This is a genomic window from Gordonia sp. CNJ-863, assembly GCF_001942325.1.
Classification (GTDB): domain Bacteria; phylum Actinomycetota; class Actinomycetes; order Mycobacteriales; family Mycobacteriaceae; genus Gordonia; species Gordonia alkanivorans.
This window is the reverse complement of the sequence record NZ_MKKG01000005.1, coordinates 97,451-117,916: the sequence shown is the minus strand read 5'-3', so window position 1 is coordinate 117,916 and position 20,466 is coordinate 97,451. Positions and strand designations below refer to the sequence as shown.

Annotated in this window: 21 protein-coding genes and 2 pseudogenes; 4 read left to right on the top strand and 19 right to left on the bottom strand. The window is 66.9% G+C overall.

Annotation, left to right across the window (positions count from 1 at the left end):
* Positions 1-98: 98 nt before the first annotated feature.
* The gene (locus tag BJF87_RS03210) at positions 99-1,034 is read left to right on the top strand and encodes a hypothetical protein (RefSeq protein ID WP_139319408.1); all 936 of its coding nucleotides are present in this window, start codon (positions 99-101) and stop codon (positions 1,032-1,034) included.
* A gap of 86 nt (positions 1,035-1,120) precedes the next feature.
* Here BJF87_RS03210 and BJF87_RS03205 read toward each other — a convergent pair.
* Positions 1,121-2,062 (bottom strand): annotated as a pseudogene (locus tag BJF87_RS03205) (YifB family Mg chelatase-like AAA ATPase); the annotation flags it as partial.
* A gap of 96 nt (positions 2,063-2,158) precedes the next feature.
* On the bottom strand, positions 2,159-2,314 hold the full coding sequence (locus tag BJF87_RS26230) for a hypothetical protein (protein WP_006357905.1): 156 nt from the start codon (positions 2,312-2,314) through the stop codon (positions 2,159-2,161).
* A 200-nt stretch (positions 2,315-2,514) separates the two neighbouring features.
* On the opposite strand from BJF87_RS26230, the gene BJF87_RS03200 reads away from it, so the two are divergent.
* The 3 genes from BJF87_RS03200 to BJF87_RS03190 all read left to right on the top strand — a co-directional run bounded on the left by BJF87_RS03200 (position 2,515) and on the right by BJF87_RS03190 (position 6,187).
* Positions 2,515-4,116, top strand: coding sequence for a DUF222 domain-containing protein (locus tag BJF87_RS03200; RefSeq protein WP_075862624.1), 1,602 nt, complete (start codon positions 2,515-2,517; stop codon positions 4,114-4,116).
* A gap of 29 nt (positions 4,117-4,145) precedes the next feature.
* Positions 4,146-4,784: a 5,6-dimethylbenzimidazole synthase gene (bluB, locus tag BJF87_RS03195; protein ID WP_075862623.1), complete on the top strand. Its 639-nt coding sequence runs from the start codon at positions 4,146-4,148 to the stop codon at positions 4,782-4,784.
* Between the two features lie 98 nt (positions 4,785-4,882).
* The gene (locus BJF87_RS03190; protein ID WP_075862622.1) at positions 4,883-6,187 is read left to right on the top strand and encodes a DUF4185 domain-containing protein; all 1,305 of its coding nucleotides are present in this window, start codon (positions 4,883-4,885) and stop codon (positions 6,185-6,187) included.
* 28 nt (positions 6,188-6,215) lie between these two features.
* Here the strand turns inward: BJF87_RS03190 and BJF87_RS03185 are convergent, their stop codons facing one another.
* The 17 genes and pseudogenes from BJF87_RS03185 to BJF87_RS03105 all read right to left on the bottom strand — a co-directional run bounded on the left by BJF87_RS03185 (position 6,216) and on the right by BJF87_RS03105 (position 20,288).
* Positions 6,216-6,608, bottom strand: a complete 393-nt coding sequence (locus BJF87_RS03185) for a YraN family protein (protein WP_075862621.1) — start codon at positions 6,606-6,608, stop codon at positions 6,216-6,218.
* Positions 6,609-6,722: 114 nt separating this feature from the next.
* Complete coding sequence (locus BJF87_RS03180; RefSeq protein ID WP_005198978.1) at positions 6,723-7,034, bottom strand: DUF2469 domain-containing protein; 312 nt, start codon at positions 7,032-7,034, stop codon at positions 6,723-6,725.
* Entirely contained in the window at positions 7,031-7,717 is a 687-nt protein-coding gene (locus tag BJF87_RS03175) for a ribonuclease HII (RefSeq protein ID WP_075862638.1), read from the bottom strand. Before BJF87_RS03175 ends, BJF87_RS03180 begins: the two co-directional genes overlap by 4 nt.
* Before the next feature lie 22 nt (positions 7,718-7,739).
* A complete protein-coding gene (gene lepB, locus BJF87_RS03170) occupies positions 7,740-8,591 on the bottom strand; it encodes a signal peptidase I (protein ID WP_075862620.1) in 852 nt (283 codons plus the stop codon).
* Positions 8,592-8,609: 18 nt separating this feature from the next.
* A complete protein-coding gene (rplS, locus tag BJF87_RS03165) occupies positions 8,610-8,951 on the bottom strand; it encodes a 50S ribosomal protein L19 (RefSeq protein ID WP_005198975.1) in 342 nt (113 codons plus the stop codon).
* 156 nt (positions 8,952-9,107) lie between these two features.
* Positions 9,108-10,109, bottom strand: coding sequence for a hypothetical protein (locus BJF87_RS03160; RefSeq protein WP_075862619.1), 1,002 nt, complete (start codon positions 10,107-10,109; stop codon positions 9,108-9,110).
* Positions 10,106-10,441 (bottom strand): hypothetical protein, encoded by a 336-nt coding sequence (locus BJF87_RS03155; protein ID WP_075862618.1) that lies wholly within the window; start codon positions 10,439-10,441, stop codon positions 10,106-10,108. The genes BJF87_RS03160 and BJF87_RS03155 overlap by 4 nt, the downstream gene beginning before the upstream one ends.
* On the bottom strand, positions 10,438-10,791 hold the full coding sequence (locus BJF87_RS03150) for a YbaB/EbfC family nucleoid-associated protein (RefSeq protein ID WP_075862617.1): 354 nt from the start codon (positions 10,789-10,791) through the stop codon (positions 10,438-10,440). Before BJF87_RS03150 ends, BJF87_RS03155 begins: the two co-directional genes overlap by 4 nt.
* A 35-nt stretch (positions 10,792-10,826) precedes the next feature.
* A complete protein-coding gene (gene trmD / locus BJF87_RS03145; protein ID WP_075862616.1) occupies positions 10,827-11,546 on the bottom strand; it encodes a tRNA (guanosine(37)-N1)-methyltransferase TrmD in 720 nt (239 codons plus the stop codon).
* Positions 11,546-12,079: a ribosome maturation factor RimM gene (gene rimM / locus BJF87_RS03140; protein WP_075862615.1), complete on the bottom strand. Its 534-nt coding sequence runs from the start codon at positions 12,077-12,079 to the stop codon at positions 11,546-11,548. The genes trmD and rimM overlap by 1 nt, the downstream gene beginning before the upstream one ends.
* Before the next feature lie 26 nt (positions 12,080-12,105).
* A complete protein-coding gene (locus BJF87_RS03135; protein ID WP_006357917.1) occupies positions 12,106-12,348 on the bottom strand; it encodes an RNA-binding protein in 243 nt (80 codons plus the stop codon).
* The gene (rpsP, locus tag BJF87_RS03130; protein WP_006357918.1) at positions 12,345-12,797 is read right to left on the bottom strand and encodes a 30S ribosomal protein S16; all 453 of its coding nucleotides are present in this window, start codon (positions 12,795-12,797) and stop codon (positions 12,345-12,347) included. The genes BJF87_RS03135 and rpsP overlap by 4 nt, the downstream gene beginning before the upstream one ends.
* Positions 12,798-13,198: 401 nt before the next feature.
* Complete coding sequence (locus tag BJF87_RS03125) at positions 13,199-14,293, bottom strand: amidohydrolase family protein (protein WP_006357919.1); 1,095 nt, start codon at positions 14,291-14,293, stop codon at positions 13,199-13,201.
* A gap of 3 nt (positions 14,294-14,296) precedes the next feature.
* On the bottom strand, positions 14,297-15,856 hold the full coding sequence (gene ffh / locus BJF87_RS03120) for a signal recognition particle protein (protein ID WP_006357920.1): 1,560 nt from the start codon (positions 15,854-15,856) through the stop codon (positions 14,297-14,299).
* Between the two features lie 38 nt (positions 15,857-15,894).
* Positions 15,895-18,435: a [protein-PII] uridylyltransferase gene (locus tag BJF87_RS03115; protein WP_075862614.1), complete on the bottom strand. Its 2,541-nt coding sequence runs from the start codon at positions 18,433-18,435 to the stop codon at positions 15,895-15,897.
* Positions 18,436-18,550: 115 nt separating this feature from the next.
* Positions 18,551-18,889, bottom strand: coding sequence for a P-II family nitrogen regulator (locus BJF87_RS03110; RefSeq protein ID WP_005198965.1), 339 nt, complete (start codon positions 18,887-18,889; stop codon positions 18,551-18,553).
* Positions 18,890-18,939: 50 nt separating this feature from the next.
* Positions 18,940-20,288, bottom strand: a pseudogene (locus BJF87_RS03105) (ammonium transporter).
* Positions 20,289-20,466: the final 178 nt, after the last annotated feature.

The window sequence follows — 20,466 nt, the reverse complement described above, 5'->3', positions numbered from 1 at the left end:
GCCTTGTAGATCGGCTCTGTTACCGGGACGTAGAGCGTCCTGGCGACTCGAAATTTGCATCGCTGTGTACCTTCCGGTGAGAGACTGCGGTTGAAACCTTGGCTGTCGTCGACATCGTGACTGATGGGCCTGCTACCCTCCTTGACAAGAGTGACAAGCGACATGTCGCCGCTCTTGTGACAACGAAGGTACATGACACGCTTGACAAGCGCAACGGGTTGAAGGAGGCCTGTCAAATGGCAGATGACGGCAAGTTGGACCCCGCCGTCTACAACCACATCCGTTCCCGAATTGTTAGCGAACTGAAAGACATCCGGCGGTTCGGTCTAACGGAGGAGGCGATGGAGCACGCACCGGTCATCACGATGGGCTTTAACCGACCGCGTCAAGCCATCGGAGCCATCGAATACTTAATCTCGGCGAACAGATTTGCCCAGAATCTTCACTGGCTGACGGCAGCGCTTGCACTGGATGGCAGATATAGGGGCGTCGAACTAACTGAACGACGGAGAGTCTTCGCCGGATCGAAGAACATCAGTACTAGGACGCTCATCCGCTACGAAGACGCGGCAATTGACTGGCTAGCGGGCAGACTGGTCGAGTCAACACTGAGCACGGCGGAAGGAAAAAAGTACGCCCAAGCCGTCGCCGACAATCAGAGCCGGATAGGCCCGGTTGACGCTGTTGACGCGGGTACGCCCCAACCCGACCGTCCAGTCGACAACGAAGGAGCGAGAGCTCAAGCCCGCAGGACGGTCAACCGAACTTCGAGTATCTCTACCGGTCAAAGACCCGTTGCGCGCAACCTCCGGAGCGATCCATTGAAACAAGACGACATCGCAGCCATGTCTGTTATGGAGGCGTTGGATCACCAAGAAGCTTTAGGCGACATGATCAATGAAGGCAACAAGGACCTGCGGGCGATACTCTCACAGCTCGAAGTACTCCGAAGGCAGCAGTCCGAGCTGACTGACCACTTGAGCTCTCTGCAGAAGGAATTCGCGCTGGTGCAGGAGCGGATCAACCGCGGGTAGCGCTACCCGCCCACGGTTCGCACTGCTTGATCTCGCGTCGGCGTGGAGCCCTCGACACCGGTTCCAGCCGTATGCCATCCTTGACACTCAACCGTGGGGCGTCTCAGATCCTTCGACTCGTCGAGGAACAAGACGCCCCGGTGTGCCTTGGAGACCGCGCCCGGCCGGGCGAATCCGGTTCCGCCGCCGAGCAGCGCCGTCGTCGAGGAACTGTGGTGCGGCGCGACGAACGGCGGCTCGGTGATCAGCGGGCGTCCCGGTGACAACTCCCCGACCAGCGAGTGGATCGCCGTCACTTCTAGCGAGTCCTCGATGCCCAGCGGTGGCAGTATGCCCGGGAGCCGACGTGCGAGCATGGTCTTCCCGATGCCGGGCGACCCGGTCATGAGAACGTGATGTGCTCCTGCCGCTGCGATCTCGAGTGCATGCCGCGCCTCGTGCTGACCCACCACGTCGGCCATGTCCGGTATCGGCGGCGGCTTCGTGGGCGGCGTCCGCTGAAAATTGTCCAGTACGAGGTCACCGGCGAGCCAGGCGGCCACCTCCTTGAGACTCGACGCTCCCCCGACGTCGACCCCCTCGACCAGCGTCGCCTCGGCCACGGTCTCGATCGGCACCACCGCACGTCGATAACCCGCCTGACGGGCGGCGATCACCGCGGGCAGTACTCCCGGGATCGGCCGGACGTTCCCGTCGAGCCCGAGCTCACCGAGGAAGATCGTCGACGTCAGCTTCTCCGACGACACCTGTTCTGTCGCAGCAAGAATCGCGACTGCCATGGACAGATCGAAACCCGAACCGACCTTCGGCATGTCCGCCGGCGACAACGCCACCGTCACCTTCAGGTCGGGGAATTTGAACCCCGAGTTCTTGACCGCCGCCCGCACCCGGTCGCGCGCCTCACGCACCGACGGGTCCGGGTTACCGGTCACCGCGAAACCCGGTAACCCCGACCCGACGCTCGCCTGCACGTCAACGACCCGCGCCGCAAAGGCATTGAGCCCCACCGACTGTGTTTGCCCCAACATGCGAGTCAGTCTCTTCGGGAATCGCGGATTGAAACGGCGTAGCGACTCCCCGACGCGCTATCTGTGGAAGGAAGACGGGTTGTCCACCGCCCCGGACTATGGCTTGGGATCGTCGACGAAGACCTTGAGCGTCCGGCCGTCGTCCTGATAGCTCAGTTCGATCGAGACGTCGTGCCTGCTGTAGACGCGACCGCGACCACCGGTCGTGTGATCGATGACCTCGAAGCGTGTGACCTTCTCGTACTCGGACATCGGGCAATTGTCGCGCCTGCATACCTCCGAGTCGAGCGGTTTTCTCCGACTCCGGCTCGGTGAATACCGTTGATGCACAACTCCGTAACGAGGAGACGGCTGTGGATCAGAATCGAATCTTGTCGGTGGCCGGGTTTACATTGGTTATCAGCAGGTGAGCCGCCCGACCGGGCCGGCACTGCAACACTTCTGGGGGCAGAGTGTCGGGGCAACGTAACGATCCAACTGGCGAGGTTTTCGCCGGGATCGACCCTGCCCACCCCTACGACGCCGACATGTACTCCCTCATGGACGAACTCAAAGCGTCCCAATGCCGCGAATCACACGAACACTGGGCCCGATACAAGACGGTGCACGCGATCGCCGAACGCTGCATAACCACCGGCAACACCTTCGACGGCGGGATCGTCGTCACCGGTGAGGCCGACTGCGTCCAGCGGGTGTCGCGCCAGTTGTCTTTGACACGACGCCAAGCCGAGATCCTCATCGACGAAACCATCACCCTGCACGAGAACCTGCCCGAGGTACTCGACACCCTGCGCGATGGCATCACGACCCGTTGGCAGCTGCAGGTGATCGCATCCCGCACCGCACTCATCCCCGCCGACTCGTCGATCATCCCGATCCTCGACGCCGACATCGCCGCCAACCTCCGCACCAAGAAGGGCGCGTGGAGCCGCGCACGCCTGCGAGACATGGTCGACCGCCTGGTGTTCCGCCACGACCCCGACCTGGTACGCGAACGCCGCAAAGAAGCCCTCGACAACCGGGGCATGTGGATCGACATCCTCGACGACGGCACCGGCGTGTTCTCCGCGGTCATGTCCGCGGAAAACACCCGCATCGCCGCCAAAGCCGTCCGCGCACTCGCGGACTCGGTGTGCAAACACGACGGCCGCACCGTCGGGCAACGCAACTCCGATGCGGTATTCGCCCTGTGTACGGGCACCGCGTTCGAATGCCTCTGCGGTCGCGACGACTGCACCGCCCAGGTCCGTGACCTCGGGGACGTCGTCGCGTCGGTTAGCTCCGAGGTCCGCATCCACGTGGTCACCGACGCAGCCACACTGAACGGCGCACCCGGGATCGGCTGGATGGACGGACACGGCGTCGTCATCGACGAACATGTCCGTGACCTCGCCGCCCGACCCGATGCCGTCATCACACCGCTGACCCCGGTCAGGACCCCTCCGATGGGCGTGGTCGCCGAGACCGACGGTCCCGACACAGACGACACTCCCGCGCCGTCGACCGAGCTGGTCATCGTCTACCCGGGCTCCCTGCCGTCAGATCCGTACCGGCCGACCCAAGCGTGCGCGGATTTCGTGCGCAGCCGGCACGGCTACTGTGGCGAACCCTTCTGCGACCACTCGGCATTCGACTCAGACCTCGACCACGTCGCCGAATTCGACCGCCAGAACCCCTCCCGGGGCGGCGCGACTTCGAGCGAGAACCTCAACCCAAAATGCCGGTACGGGCACCTACACAAGACCTTCGGCGACTGGATCGACGTCCAGTACCGCGACGAAGACGGCCGCCTGATCACCGAGTGCATCACCCCCGAGGGACACCGCATCCTCGGTGACGCCGAAACCCTGGAAGACCTCTTCCCCAACCTGCGCCGCATCCGCTTCGAGCAACCCGCCCAGGCCCCACCCACCCCGCGGGTCATCACCGGTGACGACACCCCGCCACCGAACAACCGAACCGCCGCGAAGCACGCCCGGCGGAGGGCCGAACGTGCCCGTAACCGGCGCGAACGCGAACGCCGCGAGCAAATCGACGGACCGGCGCCGTTCTGATCGATCGCCCTCGCTAGGCTCGACAACCGATGAGTGACGGAACTTTCGACGACGCGTTCGTCGACGACCTGAACCGACTCTTCCGTTGGCGCCGCGACGTCCGCCGGTTCAGTCGTGAACCGCTCGAGCCGCATCTCCTCCCCGAGATCCTCGAAGCGGCAGAGCTCTCACCGTCCGTCGGCAACAGTCAGCCCTGGCGGTGGGTCGAGGTGCAGACCTGGTCGGCGCGGGAGGCCGTGCGCGACAGCTTCGTCCGCTGCAACGCCGAAGCGCTCGACGGGTACACCGGCGAACGCGCACAGCTGTACTCGTCACTCAAACTCGCCGGCCTCGACGACGCTCCGGTCCACCTGGCCGTGTTCTGCGAGCCCGATGCCGACCAGGGCCACGGCTTGGGTCGCCAGACCGTGCCGGAGACACTCGAGTACTCCGTCGTCACAGCAATCACCACGATGTGGCTGGCGGCTCGGGCCCGTGGCGTCGGCATCGGGTGGGTGTCCATCCTCGAGCCCGACGAGGTGGCCGCCGCCCTCGCGGTCCCGTCCACCTGGAAGCTCGTGGCCTACCTCTGCGTCGGATATCCCGAACAGAAGAACGACATTCCAGAACTCGAACGCGTCGGCTGGCAGTCGCGCACCGAGTCGGAGAAGCGGCACCTCATCCGCTGACACCGGATCGTGACCCATCTCGGGGCCTTCTGTGACACAACTCTAGTAACAATAGTCACGTCCACAACTTCAGCAACACCTGTCACACGGAGGTCTGAGTGCCCAGCCGTTTCACCAAGGGTGTCCGACTGGCGCTGGCGGGAGCTTTCGCACTCGGTACCTCCGCGATCGTCCTGACCGCCGGTACCGGCGTCGCCGAGGCCGCACCGTGCGGCAACCCCGGTGCGGGGTCCGGCTTGTTCGGTTCCTCGGGTTCGTCCGGAAGTTCCACCAGCCCCGAGCGTGGGCCGCAGGGCCCGCTCCCCGTCTACAACGGGAACATCTCGAAGGTTCTCAGCTGGGTCACCGGGCCGCGCAGCAACAACGACACCTACGACCGCTTCGGCATCAGCGGCACCGACCTCGGCATCGCCTGGGACAACGGCCGGGGGCAGACGTTGATGGCGTTCGGCGACACCTTCGGCAATTGCAGTGTCGCCGGTCAGGAATGGCGGCACAACGTCCTGCTGCGCACGAACGACGACGACTTCACCGACGGGAAGATCACCATCCCCGACGGCGTCGCCGGCGACGTGAACTCGGGCACCGTGATCAGGGGTCGAGCGAACTACGCCGAGGAACTCATCCCCTCACTGGGCATCTCGAACATCGAGGTCACCACGATCCCGACCGCCGCGATCTCGCTCCCCCACGGCAACGGGTTTCGGCAGTACATCAACTACATGTCGGTGCGGTCCTGGGGTTCGGCAGGCAACTGGATCACCAACTATTCGGGTATCGCGTACTCCGACAACAACGGTCAGACCTGGACCAGCGACCCCGACACCATCCTCATCAACGCACCGATCGACCTCGCACTCCCCGGCAACTTGCGCGCGATCGACGTCAACAACGGCAAGTTCCAGCAGAACGCGTACATGCGCGGCCGGCCCGGCACCGATGAAGAGGACTACATCTACCAATTCGGTACGCCCAACGGCCGTTTCGGGGCCGCGTTCCTGGCGCGGTTCAAGCCTGCGGACATCCTCGACCTCGGCAAGTACCAGTACTGGTCCGGTCAGAACACCGGGTGGGTCAACAGCATCAGCGACATCCACGACACCGAAGGCGTCGTCGCCCGTCAGCCGGTCAGCGAACTGTCCGTCGCCTGGAGCCCGTACCTGAACAAATACATCATGCTCGACGGCGACAACGGCATCCGGCTCCGCACCGCGGACCATCCGGAGGGCCCGTGGAGCTCGCCGCGGAACATCGTGGCCCCCGGCAACCCGGTGGTCTACGGGCCGATGATGCTGCCGACGTCGCCGGCTCTGACGGGCACCGGAAAAGAGCTGTACTTCAACGCCTCACGCTGGAGCGACTACAACGTGATGCTCATCCGCTCCGACCTCGGCAAGCTGTAGCCGCCGGCCCCGGCAGCGACTCGAAGACTCACTCGTGGACTCCGCGGTGGTGCCTCACACGCACCGCCGCGGCGTCGTCGGGAGTGAAGCCATCCAATTGCACGCTGATGACGTCGAACCGGATCTGATGCCATCGTCGTTCCTGCCCCGTGAGCCAGGTCCGGGCGAGCCGGCGCATCCGGGCGAGCTTGTCCGGGGTCACGGCCATCACGGCGTCGTCGAACGTGCGGCTGGCACGCGTCTTCACCTCGACGACCACCAGCGTGGGACCAGCCGGGTCTTGGGGGTCGACGGCGATCAGGTCGAGCTCGCCATACCGGTTGCGCCAGTTGCGCTCCAGCACAACCCAACCCAGTGAGCCGACGAACTCGGCGGCGATGTCCTCCCCCAGCTTGCCCACGTGCGCGCGGCGATTGCTCATGCGCTGAAGGTTCCCCGAACACGACTCGGCCGCGGCGGGAATACACCCGCCGCGGCCGAATCTGTGGAGAACCACCCCGCCACCCACAAGGTGGCCGGATCACCCCATGAGAGTTCAGGGCTCGTCGGGAAGACGCAGCTCCGGCTTCTCGAGCTCCTCGATGTTGACGTCCTTGAAGGTGATCACCCGAACCTGCTTGACGAAACGCGCCGGCCGGTACATGTCCCAGACCCAGGCGTCACTCATCCGAAGCTCGAAGTACACCTCGCCGTCGGTGTTGCGGGGAATCATCTCGACCGCGTTGGCAAGGTAGAAGCGCCGCTCGGTCTCCACCACATAGGTGAACTGGCCGACAATGTCCTTGTACTCGCGGTACAGAGAGAGTTCCATCTCGGTTTCGTACTTCTCGAGATCCTCAGCACTCATCCTGTAAGCCTATCCCTGTTGTCGTTTGCGCTGGAGACCACTCGTGCCGCGACGTTCCGGTACGACATGCGGTGTTGTGGTGACGGTCCCGCCGCATCGATGCGGGACATGTGAAGAGCAGTGCTGTATCCCTTGTGGATCGCGAAATCATAGCCGGGCAGGTCGGCGTCCATCGCGACCATGATCCGATCCCGCGTCACCTTCGCGATGATGCTCGCGGCCGCGATGCAGGCCGCGGCCCCGTCACCGCCGATCACGGGCAGCGACGGCGCGGTCAGACCGGGGACCACGAATCCGTCGGACAGCACGTATCCGGGAGTCACGTCGAGTGCGGCGACCGCTCGGCGCATCCCCTCGATGTTCGCGACATGGATGCCGATCCGGTCGATCTCGGCGGCGTCGATGATCACCGCGCTCCAGGCGTGCGCGTACCGGGTCACCGACCGGTACAGCGTCTCACGGGTCTTCTCGGTGAGCCGCTTGGAGTCGTCGAGGTCGGCGAGCGAGGCCAGCTGCGTCGGTTTCAGCACGCATGCCGCGACCACCAGCGGCCCGGCGCACGCACCGCGACCGGCCTCGTCGACCCCCGCGACCGGGCCGAGGCCCTGCCGGTGGAGCGCGAACTCGAAGGTCCGCAGTCCGGCTGCCCGACGGACGGGCGAACGCGGTGGCCAGCGGCTCATGGTGTCTGCAATCCCCACACGGTCATTGCTGAGGATTGATCGACCCGACACCACCGATCCGCGAGAAGGGATAGATGATGGTCCGGACCTTGCCGCGAATGTCGCTGACCGGAACGGTGCCCTGGTACTGGTCGTCGACGTGGTACCGCGAGTCCTGCGAGTTGAGGCGGTTGTCGCCCATCACCCACACGTTGCCCTCGGGCACCTTGATCGGACCGAAGTCCGGGCCGAGGCACGGCGGCAGCTCGTCGCTGACCCCGGAAGCGGGCCCGAAGGCCGCCAGGGTCTCGCGCTGCAGGTCCATGTTGATGTACGGCTCGCGCAACGGCTTGCCGTCGACCTTCACGCCGACACCCTCGTCGTTGCGGCACTCGATGGTCTGCCCGCCGGTCGCGATCACGCGCTTGACCAGATTGTTCTCGTCGGGCGGTGCGAAACCGAACCACGACAGCGCATCCTGCATCTTGTGCATGACCGGGTTGGTCGAGCGCGGGGACACCCAGGCACCGTTCCATGATTCCGACGGTCCCTTGAAGACGACGACGTCACCGGGCTCGGGGTCACCGAAGCGGTAGACCAACTTGTCGATGACGATGCGATCGTTGGTGCACCCGTCGCAACCGATCAGAGTCGACTCCATCGACTCCGACGGGATGACGTACTGCCGGCCGATGAAGGTCTGCAGCAGCCAGGTGAGGAGCAGGACGCACCCCACGATGATCGCGACCTCGCGCAAGAACGAGCCGGAACCCGACTTGCGATTGCCGTCCTCGGCCTCGTCCGGATCGGACTTCAACCGCCAGGGACGCTTCTCACCGTCGTTGCCTTCGGTGTCAAGGTCGCGATCGTCGCTGGGTCGCTGTGTGTCGGCCACCTCGTCAGGGTAGACGCGTCAGCGCTTTTCCTTGATCTTTGCGGCCTTGCCGCGCAGATCACGCAGGTAGTAGAGCTTGGCGCGACGGACGTCACCGCGGGTGAGGACGTCGATCTTGGCGATGTTCGGGCTGTGCACCGGGAAGGTGCGCTCAACGCCGACGCCGAAGGACACCTTGCGGACGGTGAAGGTCTCGCGGACGCCGCCACCCTGGCGACGGATCACGACACCCTTGAACACCTGGACGCGTTCCTTGCTGCCCTCGATGACCTTGACGTGGACGTCGAGGGTGTCGCCGGGGCCGAACTCCGGGACATCGTCGCGAAGGGACTGCTTGTCGAGGAAGTCGAGCGTGTTCATTGGTTGGGTCCTATTCTGGCGTGAACGTTGAGCAGAGGAACCTGGCGGGCCTTGCGGCTTCGGACCGGTTCATACTCCGAGTCGTCGGTGCCCGTCACACGGGACAGGCAACCCGACTATTGTGCCAGAGACACCCCGGTCGGACGAAATCGCCGGTCAGCGCTGTGAACCGGGCGCCATCGCGACCACGTCGGCGGCCCGCAGCGCCGACACGGTGGCCGAGTCCATCGGGGTGGCTGCGGCGATCGCCGTGCACGTGATCCCCGAGCTCGTCATGTGTTCGACGATCGCGAGTTCGGGTGCGCGCCCGTTCGCGGTCAGCGCCTCGTCGTCGGCTAGTTCGAGCCCCGCGCGTTGGTATGGCTGCGGATCGTTGGTCCCGACGACGACCACGCGGCGCCCACGGGCTCCGACGCCGACGCCGACCGCGGTCCGGAACCAGCCCGCGATGGTCGGCGGCACCGTCGACTGCAGGGCGTCGGCGCGGCGGCGCAACCAGGTGAGGTCTCCCCCGGCGGTGTCCCGGTCGGCGCCCGACGCGGCGGCGCCCACTGCGGCACCCAGGCCCGCGGCCATCGCTCCGGCACCGCCCATCGCACCCATCGGGGCGAACGGCATCATTCCGCTGGTCGCCGCGGGCGGGGTTCCGCCGGCGGATTGTCCGGCCTCCTCGGACCGTTGGGTGTAGTCGTCGCCGGCAGCCGTCAGGGCCAGACGTCCGGCGCTTGCCGCACTCACCCGCCACGAATCGTCCCCGACCTCGGCGAAGACCTCCGCACGATGCCGGTCACGGTCGGCGACGAGGGCGATCGTCGTCAGCTGCTGCTCGGTCTCCACGACGACATCGGCATAGGTGTCCAATGACGCGGCCATGGCGCGAAGCCGTTCGGCGACGTGGGGCAGGGACTGTGGTCCGGCGCCGGTGACCTCGGCCAGCCCGTCGACGACGGCGTCGCCGAACTCCCCCTCGACGGCCGCGCCGCCGGCGGCCGGCGATGAGTACGCGGCGGTGGCCGAGACGACCACGTCGGTCACCCGTTCCACGGATTCGGCGAGGACGCGTGCCCGTCGTGCGGCCTCACGGAGCGACATCGGGTCCGCGCCCGGCCACACCCCCGGTGCGAGTTCGTCCGCGATCTGTCGGGGCGCAGAGTTCACCGCGGGTCACCGGGTTCGAAGGCGGCTGCGGCGTCGGCATCGGCGGCGGCGAGTGACTCGACGCCGGAGGTCAGCGCCCGCCGATGTTCGGCGAGGCGCGCGACCGCGGTCCGCAGCAGGTCACTCGACTCGATGCTCGCGGGACCGAAACCCCGGCGGAAGGCCATCGCCCCCTCCCCGACCCCGACCGCGGTGTCGATGTCGGCGAGCAGTTCGACGAGTTCGGAGTGCACCGTACCCAGCCGCGCCTCGGCGTTGGCCAGGCGCGCGGACAGATCCGCCGCGGTGCCCACGTCCGCGGCGATCCGGTTCCGGCGCCCTCCGGCCGTCATCGGGTGGTCCGGGCGGTGTCGAGACGGGCGGTGTCGAGACGGGCGTCGGCGTAGTCCACTCCGGAACCCGTTGCGGCAGCGAGAAGTTCACTGCGCCGGGTACTCAGCGCATGATCGGCTTCGGCGATGAGGGTGGTGAGGAGTTCGGAGAGCTGATCCGCACGGTAGCGACGCAACGCGGTGGGATCGATCGAGATGTCGACGGCGAGGCCGCGTGCATTGACGGTGACGGCGACGAGCCGGTCGCGACTGATCGCACGGGAGGTCAACGCCGACAGCGCGGCACGGGTCTGCGCGAGTTCGGCGCGTTGACGGTCGAGTTCGTCGACCATGGCCTCATAGCCCTGCATCTGCCCTCCCCCGTGCGCTCGAGTTGTGCCGAATCCTAGCGGGGATCGGCCTCGGGGCCATCGTGGGGATTCACAGGCTCGGCGAGAAGATCCGGCCGGCGGGCACGGGTCCGTTCGAGAGCCTGCTCGTGCCGCCACCGCGCGACCTTCGCATGATCGCCGCTGAGCAGCACCGGCGGGACGTCGAGCCCGCGCCAGCTCACCGGGCGCGTGTAGCTCGGCCCTTCGAGGAGCCCGTCGGAGAACGAATCCTCTTGGTGCGAGCGAGGATTCCCGAGGACACCGTCGATCAGCCGGACCGTCGCCTCGATCATCGCCATGACCGCGACCTCGCCGCCGATGAGGACGAAGTCGCCGAGAGACACCTCTTCGACACGCACCCGGCGCGCCGCGTCGTCGAAGACACGCTGGTCGATGCCCTCATAGCGGCCGCAGGCGAAGACGAGATGTCTCTCGGCGCTCCACCGCTGGGCGGTCGCCTGGGTGAACGGCACACCGGCCGGGGTCGGGACGACGAGAAGCGCGTCGTCGGGGCACACGTCGTCGAGACACGGCCCCCACACCTCGGGCTTCATGACCATGCCGGGTCCGCCGCCGTACGGCGAGTCGTCGACGCTGCGGTGCACATCGTGTGTCCACTCGCGCAGGTCGTGGACGTCGACGCTGATGCGGCCGGCGTCGATTGCCTTGCCCAGCAATGCAACCCGCAGCGGATCGAGATATTCGGGGAAGATCGAGACGATGTCGAGGCGCATCACTGCGCGCCGTCGGCCGAGTCCGGATCGAGGAGGCCCTCGGGCGGGTCGATCACGATGAGTTCGCGGGTCACCGTCGGGACGATCTGCCGCACGAACGGGATGAGGACCTCACGTTTGTCGGGGGTGCGCACCGACAACAGTTCGCCGCCGGGCATGTGCAGCACCGATTCGACGACGCCCACCTCGGTTCCGTCGGTGAGCTGCACCGGGACGCCTTCGAGTTCATGGTCGTAGAACTCGTCCGGATCGTCGGACGGTTCGACCTCCGAGGAGTCGATGAGAAACAGGGTGCCGCGCAGGGCGTCGGCCGCATCGCGGCCGGCGACGCCCTCGAGAGACACCAACAGCCGCCCGGAATGTTCCCGGGCGGCTGTCACGGTGAATCCACGTTCTCCGCCACCGCGCGGCAGTCGGCCGCGCAGCACCGAGCCGCGAGCGAAACGCAGTTCGGGTTCGTCGGTACGGACGTCGACGACGAGTTCGCCACGAATGCCGTGCGACTTCACGACGCGTCCGACGACGAGATCCACGATGCGTTCGTCCTGCGAGTCGGCCGTCAGCGGTCGGTGTCGACGATGTCGACGCGCATGCCGCGTCCGCCGATACCGGAGACGAGGGTGCGCAGGGCGGTGGCCGTCCGACCGTTGCGGCCGATGACCTTACCCAGATCGTCGGGGCTCACGTGGACCTCGACGAGCCGGCCGCGACGACCGGTGACGAGGTCGACCCGGACGTCGTCAGGGTTCGAGACGATTCCGCGGACGAGATGCTCGACCGCGTCGGCGACCACAGCGCTCACGCGTCACCCTCGGCGGCAGGAGCCTCGGCGGCAGCTTCCTCTGCCGGGGCCTCGTCCTTCTTGGCGGCCTTCTTCTTCGGGGTGGTGGCCGCGGCGACCGGCTCGTTCTCGGCGGCGGCGAGCGCAGCGTTGAACACGTCGAGCTTGGACGGCTTCGCCTCGGCGGTCTTCAGGGTGCCCTCGGCGCCCGGCAGGCCCTTGAACTTCTGCCAGTCACCGGTGACCTTGAGGATCGCGGCCACAGGCTCGGTCGGCTGTGCGCCGACACCCAGCCAGTACTGGGCGCGCTCGGAGTCGACCTCGATCAGCGAGGGCTCTTCCTTCGGGTGGTACTTGCCGATGGTCTCGATCACCCGGCCGTTGCGGCGGGTCCGAGCGTCGGCGACGACGATGCGGTACTGCGGGTTGCGGATCTTGCCGAGCCGCGTGAGCTTGATCTTGACAGCCATGACTTCTTCTACTTTCGTGTGGTCACTGCGCAATTCTGCGACCCACCCGGAATGGTGGACCCGGTTTTGCGTCTGTTTCGGTGTGACCGTCGGGCGGCCGTGACCGCATCCGACGAACCGTCGAGCCATTCTGCCAGACCAGAGGCTCCGGAAAGAAATCCGGCATGTGGTTGTCCACCCCGCGAGAACAACCACATGCCGTACGTCGCCAACGCCACTTGCCTACCGATGAATTCGGCCCCCAGGCTTGCGCGACCCTCACCGAAACCCCGTTTTCACCCCCGGTTTCGGCGGGGTCTGCACTGAGCTGATCGGTTCGTCCCCTTACGAACCTGTGCAACGCGGTTGCTACCTTACGCGGCAGTAGGTAAACGCAACCAGCAGTCACCTTGTGGCGTTGCTCACAGAATGTTTCGGCCCGACGACACCACTGCCTGCGGATGACGCAGGACCCCCAGGTCATCGCAAGGGTTCTCGCCGTAGACCACGAAATCGGCGCGGTCGCCGTCGGCCAGGAGGTCGGCGCCGAGCCACTGTCGAGGTTGCACGGACGCTGCTGCGATCGCCCCGGCGTTGCCCAGACCGACCTTCGAGAGCGCCTCGATCTCGTCGACGATGCGCCCGTGCTCGACGAACCCGCCGGCGTCGGTCCCGGCGAAGATCGCGACCCCGGCCTCGCGGGCGGATTCGAACACCTTCGGCGCGTCGGCGTGCAACCGGCGCATGTGGGCGGCGTAGGTCGGGAACCGCTCGGCGCCGTCGGCGATGCCCGGGAAGTTCTCCACCTGGATCATGGTGGGCACCAACGCGATCGAGCGTTCGACGAGCTGATCGATCAGATCGGCGGTGAGCCCGGTGCCGTGTTCGATGCAGTCGACACCGGCTCCGATGAGGTCGACGAGGGCGTCGGTGCCGAAGACGTGCGCGGTGATCCGGGCGCCGTGTTCGTGTGCGACGGCGACGGCGGCCTCGATCTGGTCCCGCGTCCACAGCGGCGCGAGGTCGCCGGCGTCGCGGTCGATCCAGTCCCCCACGATCTTCACCCAGCCGTCGCCGGCCCGCGCCTGGCGTGCCACCTCGGCGGCCAGCTCGTCTGGGTCGTCGAGGTCGACTCCGTAGTCGCGCAGATAGCGCTTGGGCCGGGCGATGTGCTTGCCGGAGCGGATGAACCGCGGACACGCCGGATCATCGTCGAGCGGGTGGGTGTCGAGCGGTGAGCCGACCTCGCGGATCAGGAGCGTCCCGGCCCGGGCGTCGGCGTACGCGAAACCGCGGGCCTGCTCGATGTCGACGCCGAGGCCGGGTGCGATGCCGACGTGATTGTGGGCGTCGACGAGACCGGGCAGAATCCAGCCGCCGTCGACAGCGGTCTCGGCATCGGCGATGGCCGTGTGGCTGATGGTCTCACCGGACACCCAGAACTCGATCGGTTCGCCGGTGAGCGGATCGGTGCCGCGGTAGTGGCGGGCCGTGTCACCCTCCGCCGTGCCGCCCATCGGCTACTTCTTCTTCTTGGGCTGGAACTGGGAGACGTCGATGCCCTCGAGGCCCGGCGGCAGCTGGTCGAGTCCGGCGGGCATGTTGGACAGGTCCGGGAAGCCGGCGGGCATACCACCCGGCATCCCCGGGAAGCCACCGCGCACCTTCGGCGGCGTGGGACCGCGTCCCTTGCCCTTCTTCCCCTTCTTGCCCTTGCGGTTGGACTTCCGGTTCATCCCGCCCATGCCCATGCGCCCCGACATCTGGGCCATCATCTTGCGGGCCTCGAAAAAGCGGTCGACGAGCTGGTTGACCTCACTGACGGTCACGCCCGAACCGTTGGCGATACGCAGGCGGCGCGAGGCGTTGATGATCTTCGGGTTGTCCCGCTCGGCGGGGGTCATGCCGCGGATGATCGCCTGGACCCGGTCGAGCTGCTTGTCGTCGACCTGCGACAGCGCGTCCTTCATCTGGCCCGCGCCGGGGAGCATGCCCAGGATGTTGCCGATGGGTCCCATCTTGCGGATCATCAGCATCTGTTCGAGGAAGTCCTCGAGGGTCAGCTCACCCTGCGTGATCTTGGCCGCGGCGGCCTCGGCCTGCTCGGCGTCCCAGTGCTGCTCGGCCTGCTCGATGAGGCTGAGCACGTCGCCCATGCCGAGGATCCGGCTGGCCATGCGGTCGGGGTGGAAAACGTCGAAGTCCTCGAGCTTCTCGCCGGAGGACGCGAACATGATCGGCTGACCGGTGACCTCGCGTACCGACAGGGCGGCACCGCCGCGGGCGTCGCCGTCGAGTTTGGTCAGCACGACACCGGTGAAACCGACGCCGTCGGCGAAGGCCTCGGCGGTGGTGACCGCGTCCTGACCGATCATCGCGTCGACGACGAACAGCACTTCGTCGGGCGTGGTGGCGTCGCGGATGTCGGAGGCCTGCTTCATAAGCTCGGCGTCGATACCGAGGCGGCCCGCGGTGTCGATGACGACGACGTCGTAGTGCTTGGCCTTCGCCTCCTCGACACCGGCTCGGGCGACCGAGACCGGGTCGCCGGAGGTGACGCCGAGTGTTCCCTCGCCGCCGACGCCCGTGCCGGGGTGCGGCGCGAAGACCGGCACGCCCGCACGCTCGCCGACGATCTGCAGCTGCGAGACCGCGCCCGGACGCTGGAGGTCACAGGCCACCAGCAGCGGCGTGTGTCCCTGCTGCTTGAGCCAGTTGCCCAGCTTGCCGGCGAGGGTCGTCTTACCGGCGCCCTGCAGACCGGCCAACATGATGACCGTGGGCGGGTTCTTCGCGAACCGCACCCGGCGGGTCTCGCCGCCGAGGATGCCGATGAGTTCCTCGTTGACGATCTTGACGACCGTCTGGGCCGGGTTCAGCGCCGCGGAGACCTCCGCACCCTTCGCCCGTTCCTTGATCCGCGCGATGAAGGCGCGCACCACCGGCAGCGAGACGTCGGCCTCGAGCAGGGCGAGCCGGATCTCGCGGCAGGTGCGGTCGATGTCGGCATCGGAGAGCCGCCCCTTGCCGCGGAGGTCCTTCAGGGCACCGGTCAACCGGTCGGAGAGGGAATCGAACATGGGTCCCATCCTTCCATGTGGTTCCCCGGTCATTCCATTTAGGAGATCGGCACTCCGGACCGTCCCGTCCCGCCGGGCGTCTGCGGGCCGTCCTCCTCGTCACGCTTGGGCTGCGGCGGCGGGCACACCGCGATGATCGCGTCGGTGATCGTCGCACGCAACTGCTCGGTGTCGGCGGTTTCGGCATTCGGGGCCAACCGCAGGCTGAAGATGTCGACGACGGTCGCACCCAGGGTCGAGACCTTCGCCCACCGGATGTCGGCACCGAACTTCTCCAGCACCGAACTCACTCGGCTCAGCAACCCGATCCGGTCGTCGGACCGGACCTCGAGCAGCACCGCACCCTCGGCGGCGTCGGGCTCCGGGGCATCGAGCCAGGTCACCCGCGGCGGCGCGACCGCGAACAGTGCGGGCACGGCGTTCTTCGGGTGACCCGCCCCGTCGACGTCGGGATCGGTGCTGCCGGCACTCGCCCCGAGGCTCACCATCGTCCCAGGGAGAGTGCTGACCGAGGCGATCGTGGGTATCGGCGAATCCCGCTCGCGCGCGTCGAGACGCGCGAGGACGTCGAGCTTGCCGTTCACCGCGGCGATGAGCTGCTGGCGGAGCAGACCCGCGTCGGGCGGACTGCCGAACATCGGCACGACGATGAAGGAGTTGATCGCCTTGCCGTCGACGCTCTGGGCGCAGGCCTTGTGCGAGCGCAGACCGCCGAGCGCGAGCACCCCGGCCATCTTCGACAGCAGACCGGGCTGGTCCGGTGCCACCATCGTGACGTCGTAGGTGTGCTGACCGTCGGCGCGGACGAGCCGGACCGCGTAGTCCCCCTCGGCGGCGATCGCCAACTGCTCGGGGGTGAGCGGCTCGGGCACCGCGGGCGGGATGCCGTCGATGTGGCGCATGGACCGCCGGACGAGCTCGCCGATGAGTGAGGCCTTCCATTCTCCCCACACGCCGGGACCCGTTGCCAGCGAATCCGCTTCGGCCAGTGCCGCAAGGAGTTCCAGCAGCACCCGGTTGTGACCCAGGGTGGTGGCGACGAATTCGGCGGTGGCCGGGTCGTCGAGGTCGCGGCGCGTCGCGACCTGCGGCAGCAGCAGGTGGTGCCGCACCATGTCGGACAGGATCGTCACATCCTGCGGCCACAGGCCGAAGCGATTGCCGATCTGGACGGCGAGCTCGGCGCCGACGATGCTGTGGTCGGCGCCGCGCCCCTTCCCGAGGTCGTGGATGAGCGCGCCGAGAACGAGGAGATCGGGCCGCGAGACCCGCGTCGTCATCGAACTCGCATATGCCGCCGTCTCCACGAGGTGACGGTCGACTGTCCAGGTGTGGATCGCGTCGCGCGGCGGGAGGTCGCGAACCGCACCCCATTCCGGGAGCAGTCTGCCCCACAGTCCGGTGCGGTCGAGCGCCTCGATCGGGTCGACCATGTGGTGACCCGAGCTGAGCAGGACCAGCAGGTCGCTCAACGCCTCGACCGGCCACGGCTCCCGCAGTTCCGGTGCGTAGTCGGCCAGTCGGCTCAGGGTCGATGCGCTGATCGGCAGACCCGTCCGCGCCGACGCGGCGGCCACCCGGAGGATGAGTCCGGGGTCCTTGCTCGGAATCGCGTTGCGCGCCAACACGATCTCACCGTTGTGCTCGACCACGCCCTCGTCGAGCGGCCGACGCAGCGGTGAACGGCGCAGCTTGGCCAGCCCGCGACGCGGGAGAGCATTCCCCGCGGTCCGCAGACCGACGTCGATGGAATAGCTGATGGTTCGGGCGGAGTCGCTGATGACGCGCGCCAGGTCGAACCGGTCCCCGATCCGCAGCGCGGCACCGATCTCGTCGGCGTCCTGGGCGCGGACCTGCTCGCGCGGGCGACCAGCTATGCGGTGCAGCTCGGTCCGGATGTCGAGGAGACGCTCGTACGCGACCTGCGGTCCGGCGCCGGGGGAATCCGGCCGCAGATTCGCCATTCCGTCGGTGAGCTGGGCGATCGCCAGGGCACCGAGGAGCTGGACGTCGCGCAGCCCTCCTCGACCGTTCTTCAGGTCGGGTTCCGCGCGGTGCGCGATGTCGCCGGCACGACGCCAGCGATCCTGCGCATGGGCGACCACGTCGGGGAAACGATTACGGATGTCGTTGCGCCACTGCTGGCGTACGCCACCGATCAGCAGGCTCGACAGGTCCTCGTCGCCTGCGATGTGGCGGGCCTCGAGCAGGCCGAGGGCGGCGGTCACGTCCTCGCCTGCGACCTGCAGCGCCTGCGGCACGGTCCGGACGCTGTGGTCAAGGGGAATGTTGGCGTCCCACAACGGATACCAGAGCCCGTCGGCGACCTCGGACACCCGCTCGACGGGCATGTCGTCGTGCAGCAGGATCAGGTCGAGGTCGGAGTACGGCAGCAGTTCGCCGCGTCCCAGACCGCCGACCGCGACGATCGCGAATCCGCTGTGGGACTTGATGCCGAGCTCGGCGCCCTTGCTGGTGAGCCAGAACTCGTGCAGGTCGACGAGCACCTGGCGGAGCGCCGGTGCGTCGAGTTTCCCGTTCCGGCTCGACTCGGTGAGCTGCCGGCGGGTCTTGGCCAGGTCGGTGGCGGCTACGGGAGGCTCCTCGGTCTCGGGGGTTGAACGGTGCGGCCCCGCGCCCGACTCGTCGTCGGACGCGGGGCCGCGCTGGGGTTCAGAAAGGGCACGAGCTCACTTACAGAGCGTCGCCGCCGCGCTCGCCGGTGCGGACGCGCACCACCGACTCGACCGGCGAGACCCACACCTTGCCGTCACCGATCTTGCCGGTACGGGCGGCCTCGACAATCACGTCGACGACCTTGTCCACGGCCGAGTCGTCGACGACGACCTCGACGCGGACCTTCGGCACGAAGTCGACCGAGTACTCGGCGCCGCGGTAGACCTCGGTGTGGCCCTTCTGGCGTCCGTAACCCTGGACCTCGCTGACGGTCATACCCAGGATTCCCGCCTGCTCCAGGCCGGCTTTGACGTCCTCGAGCGTGAACGGCTTGACGATTGCAGTGATCAGCTTCATTTGTTATCCCTCTCCACGGGTGTCAGCGTAGTAGCGATTTGGCGTGAGCGTCATGCCAGCTCGTAGGCAGTCTCGGCGTGTTCTGCCTCGTCGATGCCGCTCTTCTCGTCCTCATCGCTGACACGCCAGCCGAGCGGCTTGAGGGCGAAGGCGATGATCGCGGTGAGCACAGCGGTGAAGGCCAGCGCGAAGAAGGCGATGACCGCCTGCACCACGAGCTGCTTGTAATCGCCACCCCAGAGGAGACCGACGTCCTTGCCCAGGAGACCGATGGCGAGGGTGCCCCACAGGCCGGCGACCAGGTGGACGCCGACGACGTCGAGCGAGTCGTCGTAGCCGAACTTGTTCTTCATGCCGATGGCGAGGGCAGCCAGAGCACCGGCGATGACACCCAGGATCAGCGAGCCGACCGGGGTCAGCGCACCACAGGCCGGGGTGATCGCGACCAGGCCGGCCACGATGCCCGACGCGGCGCCGACGCTGGTGGCGTGCTTGTCGCGGATGAGTTCGACTGCGAGCCAGCCGATGATCGCGGCGGCGGTCGCTGCGGTCGTGTTGACCCACACCTGGCCGGCGAGAAGGTCGGCACCCAGCTCGGACCCGACGTTGAAACCGAACCAGCCGAACCACAGGAGTGCCGCGCCGAGCATCACGAACGGGATGTTGTGCGGGCGGTAGGCGGTGCGACCGAAGCCGACTCGCTTGCCGATGATGAGGACCAGCACCAGCGCCGCGATACCGGCGTTGATGTGCACGACGGTGCCACCCGCGAAGTCGATCGGTGCGACATTCGCCTCACCGTCGGTGGTTCCGAACAGTTTCGCCGCGATGCTGTCCTCGCCGGCGCCGAGGAGTCCGCCACCACCGACGAGTCCGCCCCACACCATGTGGGACAGCGGGAAGTAGACGATCGTCGACCAGATGACGGTGAAGACCATCCAGGTCGAGAACTTGACGCGCTCGGCGAGCGCACCGGAGATGAGGGCGACGGTGATGACCGCGAAGGTCAGCTGGAATCCCATGAAGATGACGGCGGGCACCGACAGTCCGGCAGTGACGTACTGCTCGGTGTCTCCCTCGCCGATCGTGCTCATGAGCTGATCTGAGCCGAACAGCGCGAACGGGTTGGCGAAGAGACCGAGAATATCGCTCTCACCGGTGATGCCGTCGCTGAACGACATCGAGAAGCCCCACAGGACGTAGACGACGCTGATCGACGCCAACGCACCGAACGACATCATCATCATGTTCAGGACGGACTTGCCGCGCGCCAACCCCCGTAGAAGAACGCGAGACCTGGGGTCATCAGCAACACAAGCGCGGCCGACACAAGCATGAATGCCGTGTTGCCCGTGTCGATCGGGCCAAACGATTCGTTTGGCAACTGAGCCAAAACCACTGTGAAAACCTCCTCAGGATGCGCCGACGGCTCGGCGCCTCCCAAGACTTTGTCGGCACTCGGTTTCGGCAGTGGTGCCTTGACGTTTCGGGCACGTAACCCGATGAACGATTTATATTTCGCTCAGGTAAAATACGAGGTTGCCTCTGAGGCCTGTCTCAGTTTCATCCCGGCACTA

Bases quoted from the DNA above. Each gene is read 5' to 3' on its own strand.
- BJF87_RS26230 (WP_006357905.1), bottom strand. From the start codon at position 2,314: ATGTCCGAGTACGAGAAGGTCACACGCTTCGAGGTCATCGATCACACG.
- bluB (WP_075862623.1), top strand. From the start codon at position 4,146: ATGAGTGACGGAACTTTCGACGACGCGTTCGTCGACGACCTGAACCGA.
- BJF87_RS03185 (WP_075862621.1), bottom strand. From the start codon at position 6,608: ATGAGCAATCGCCGCGCGCACGTGGGCAAGCTGGGGGAGGACATCGCC.
- BJF87_RS03180 (WP_005198978.1), bottom strand. From the start codon at position 7,034: ATGAGTGCTGAGGATCTCGAGAAGTACGAAACCGAGATGGAACTCTCT.
- BJF87_RS03175 (WP_075862638.1), bottom strand. From the start codon at position 7,717: ATGAGCCGCTGGCCACCGCGTTCGCCCGTCCGTCGGGCAGCCGGACTG.
- rplS (WP_005198975.1), bottom strand. From the start codon at position 8,951: ATGAACACGCTCGACTTCCTCGACAAGCAGTCCCTTCGCGACGATGTC.
- BJF87_RS03155 (WP_075862618.1), bottom strand. From the start codon at position 10,441: ATGACGGCCGGAGGGCGCCGGAACCGGATCGCCGCGGACGTGGGCACC.
- BJF87_RS03150 (WP_075862617.1), bottom strand. From the start codon at position 10,791: ATGCAGGGCTATGAGGCCATGGTCGACGAACTCGACCGTCAACGCGCC.
- trmD (WP_075862616.1), bottom strand. From the start codon at position 11,546: ATGCGCCTCGACATCGTCTCGATCTTCCCCGAATATCTCGATCCGCTG.
- rpsP (WP_006357918.1), bottom strand. From the start codon at position 12,797: ATGGCTGTCAAGATCAAGCTCACGCGGCTCGGCAAGATCCGCAACCCG.
- BJF87_RS03125 (WP_006357919.1), bottom strand. From the start codon at position 14,293: ATGGGCGGCACGGCGGAGGGTGACACGGCCCGCCACTACCGCGGCACC.
- ffh (WP_006357920.1), bottom strand. From the start codon at position 15,856: ATGTTCGATTCCCTCTCCGACCGGTTGACCGGTGCCCTGAAGGACCTC.
- BJF87_RS03110 (WP_005198965.1), bottom strand. From the start codon at position 18,889: ATGAAGCTGATCACTGCAATCGTCAAGCCGTTCACGCTCGAGGACGTC.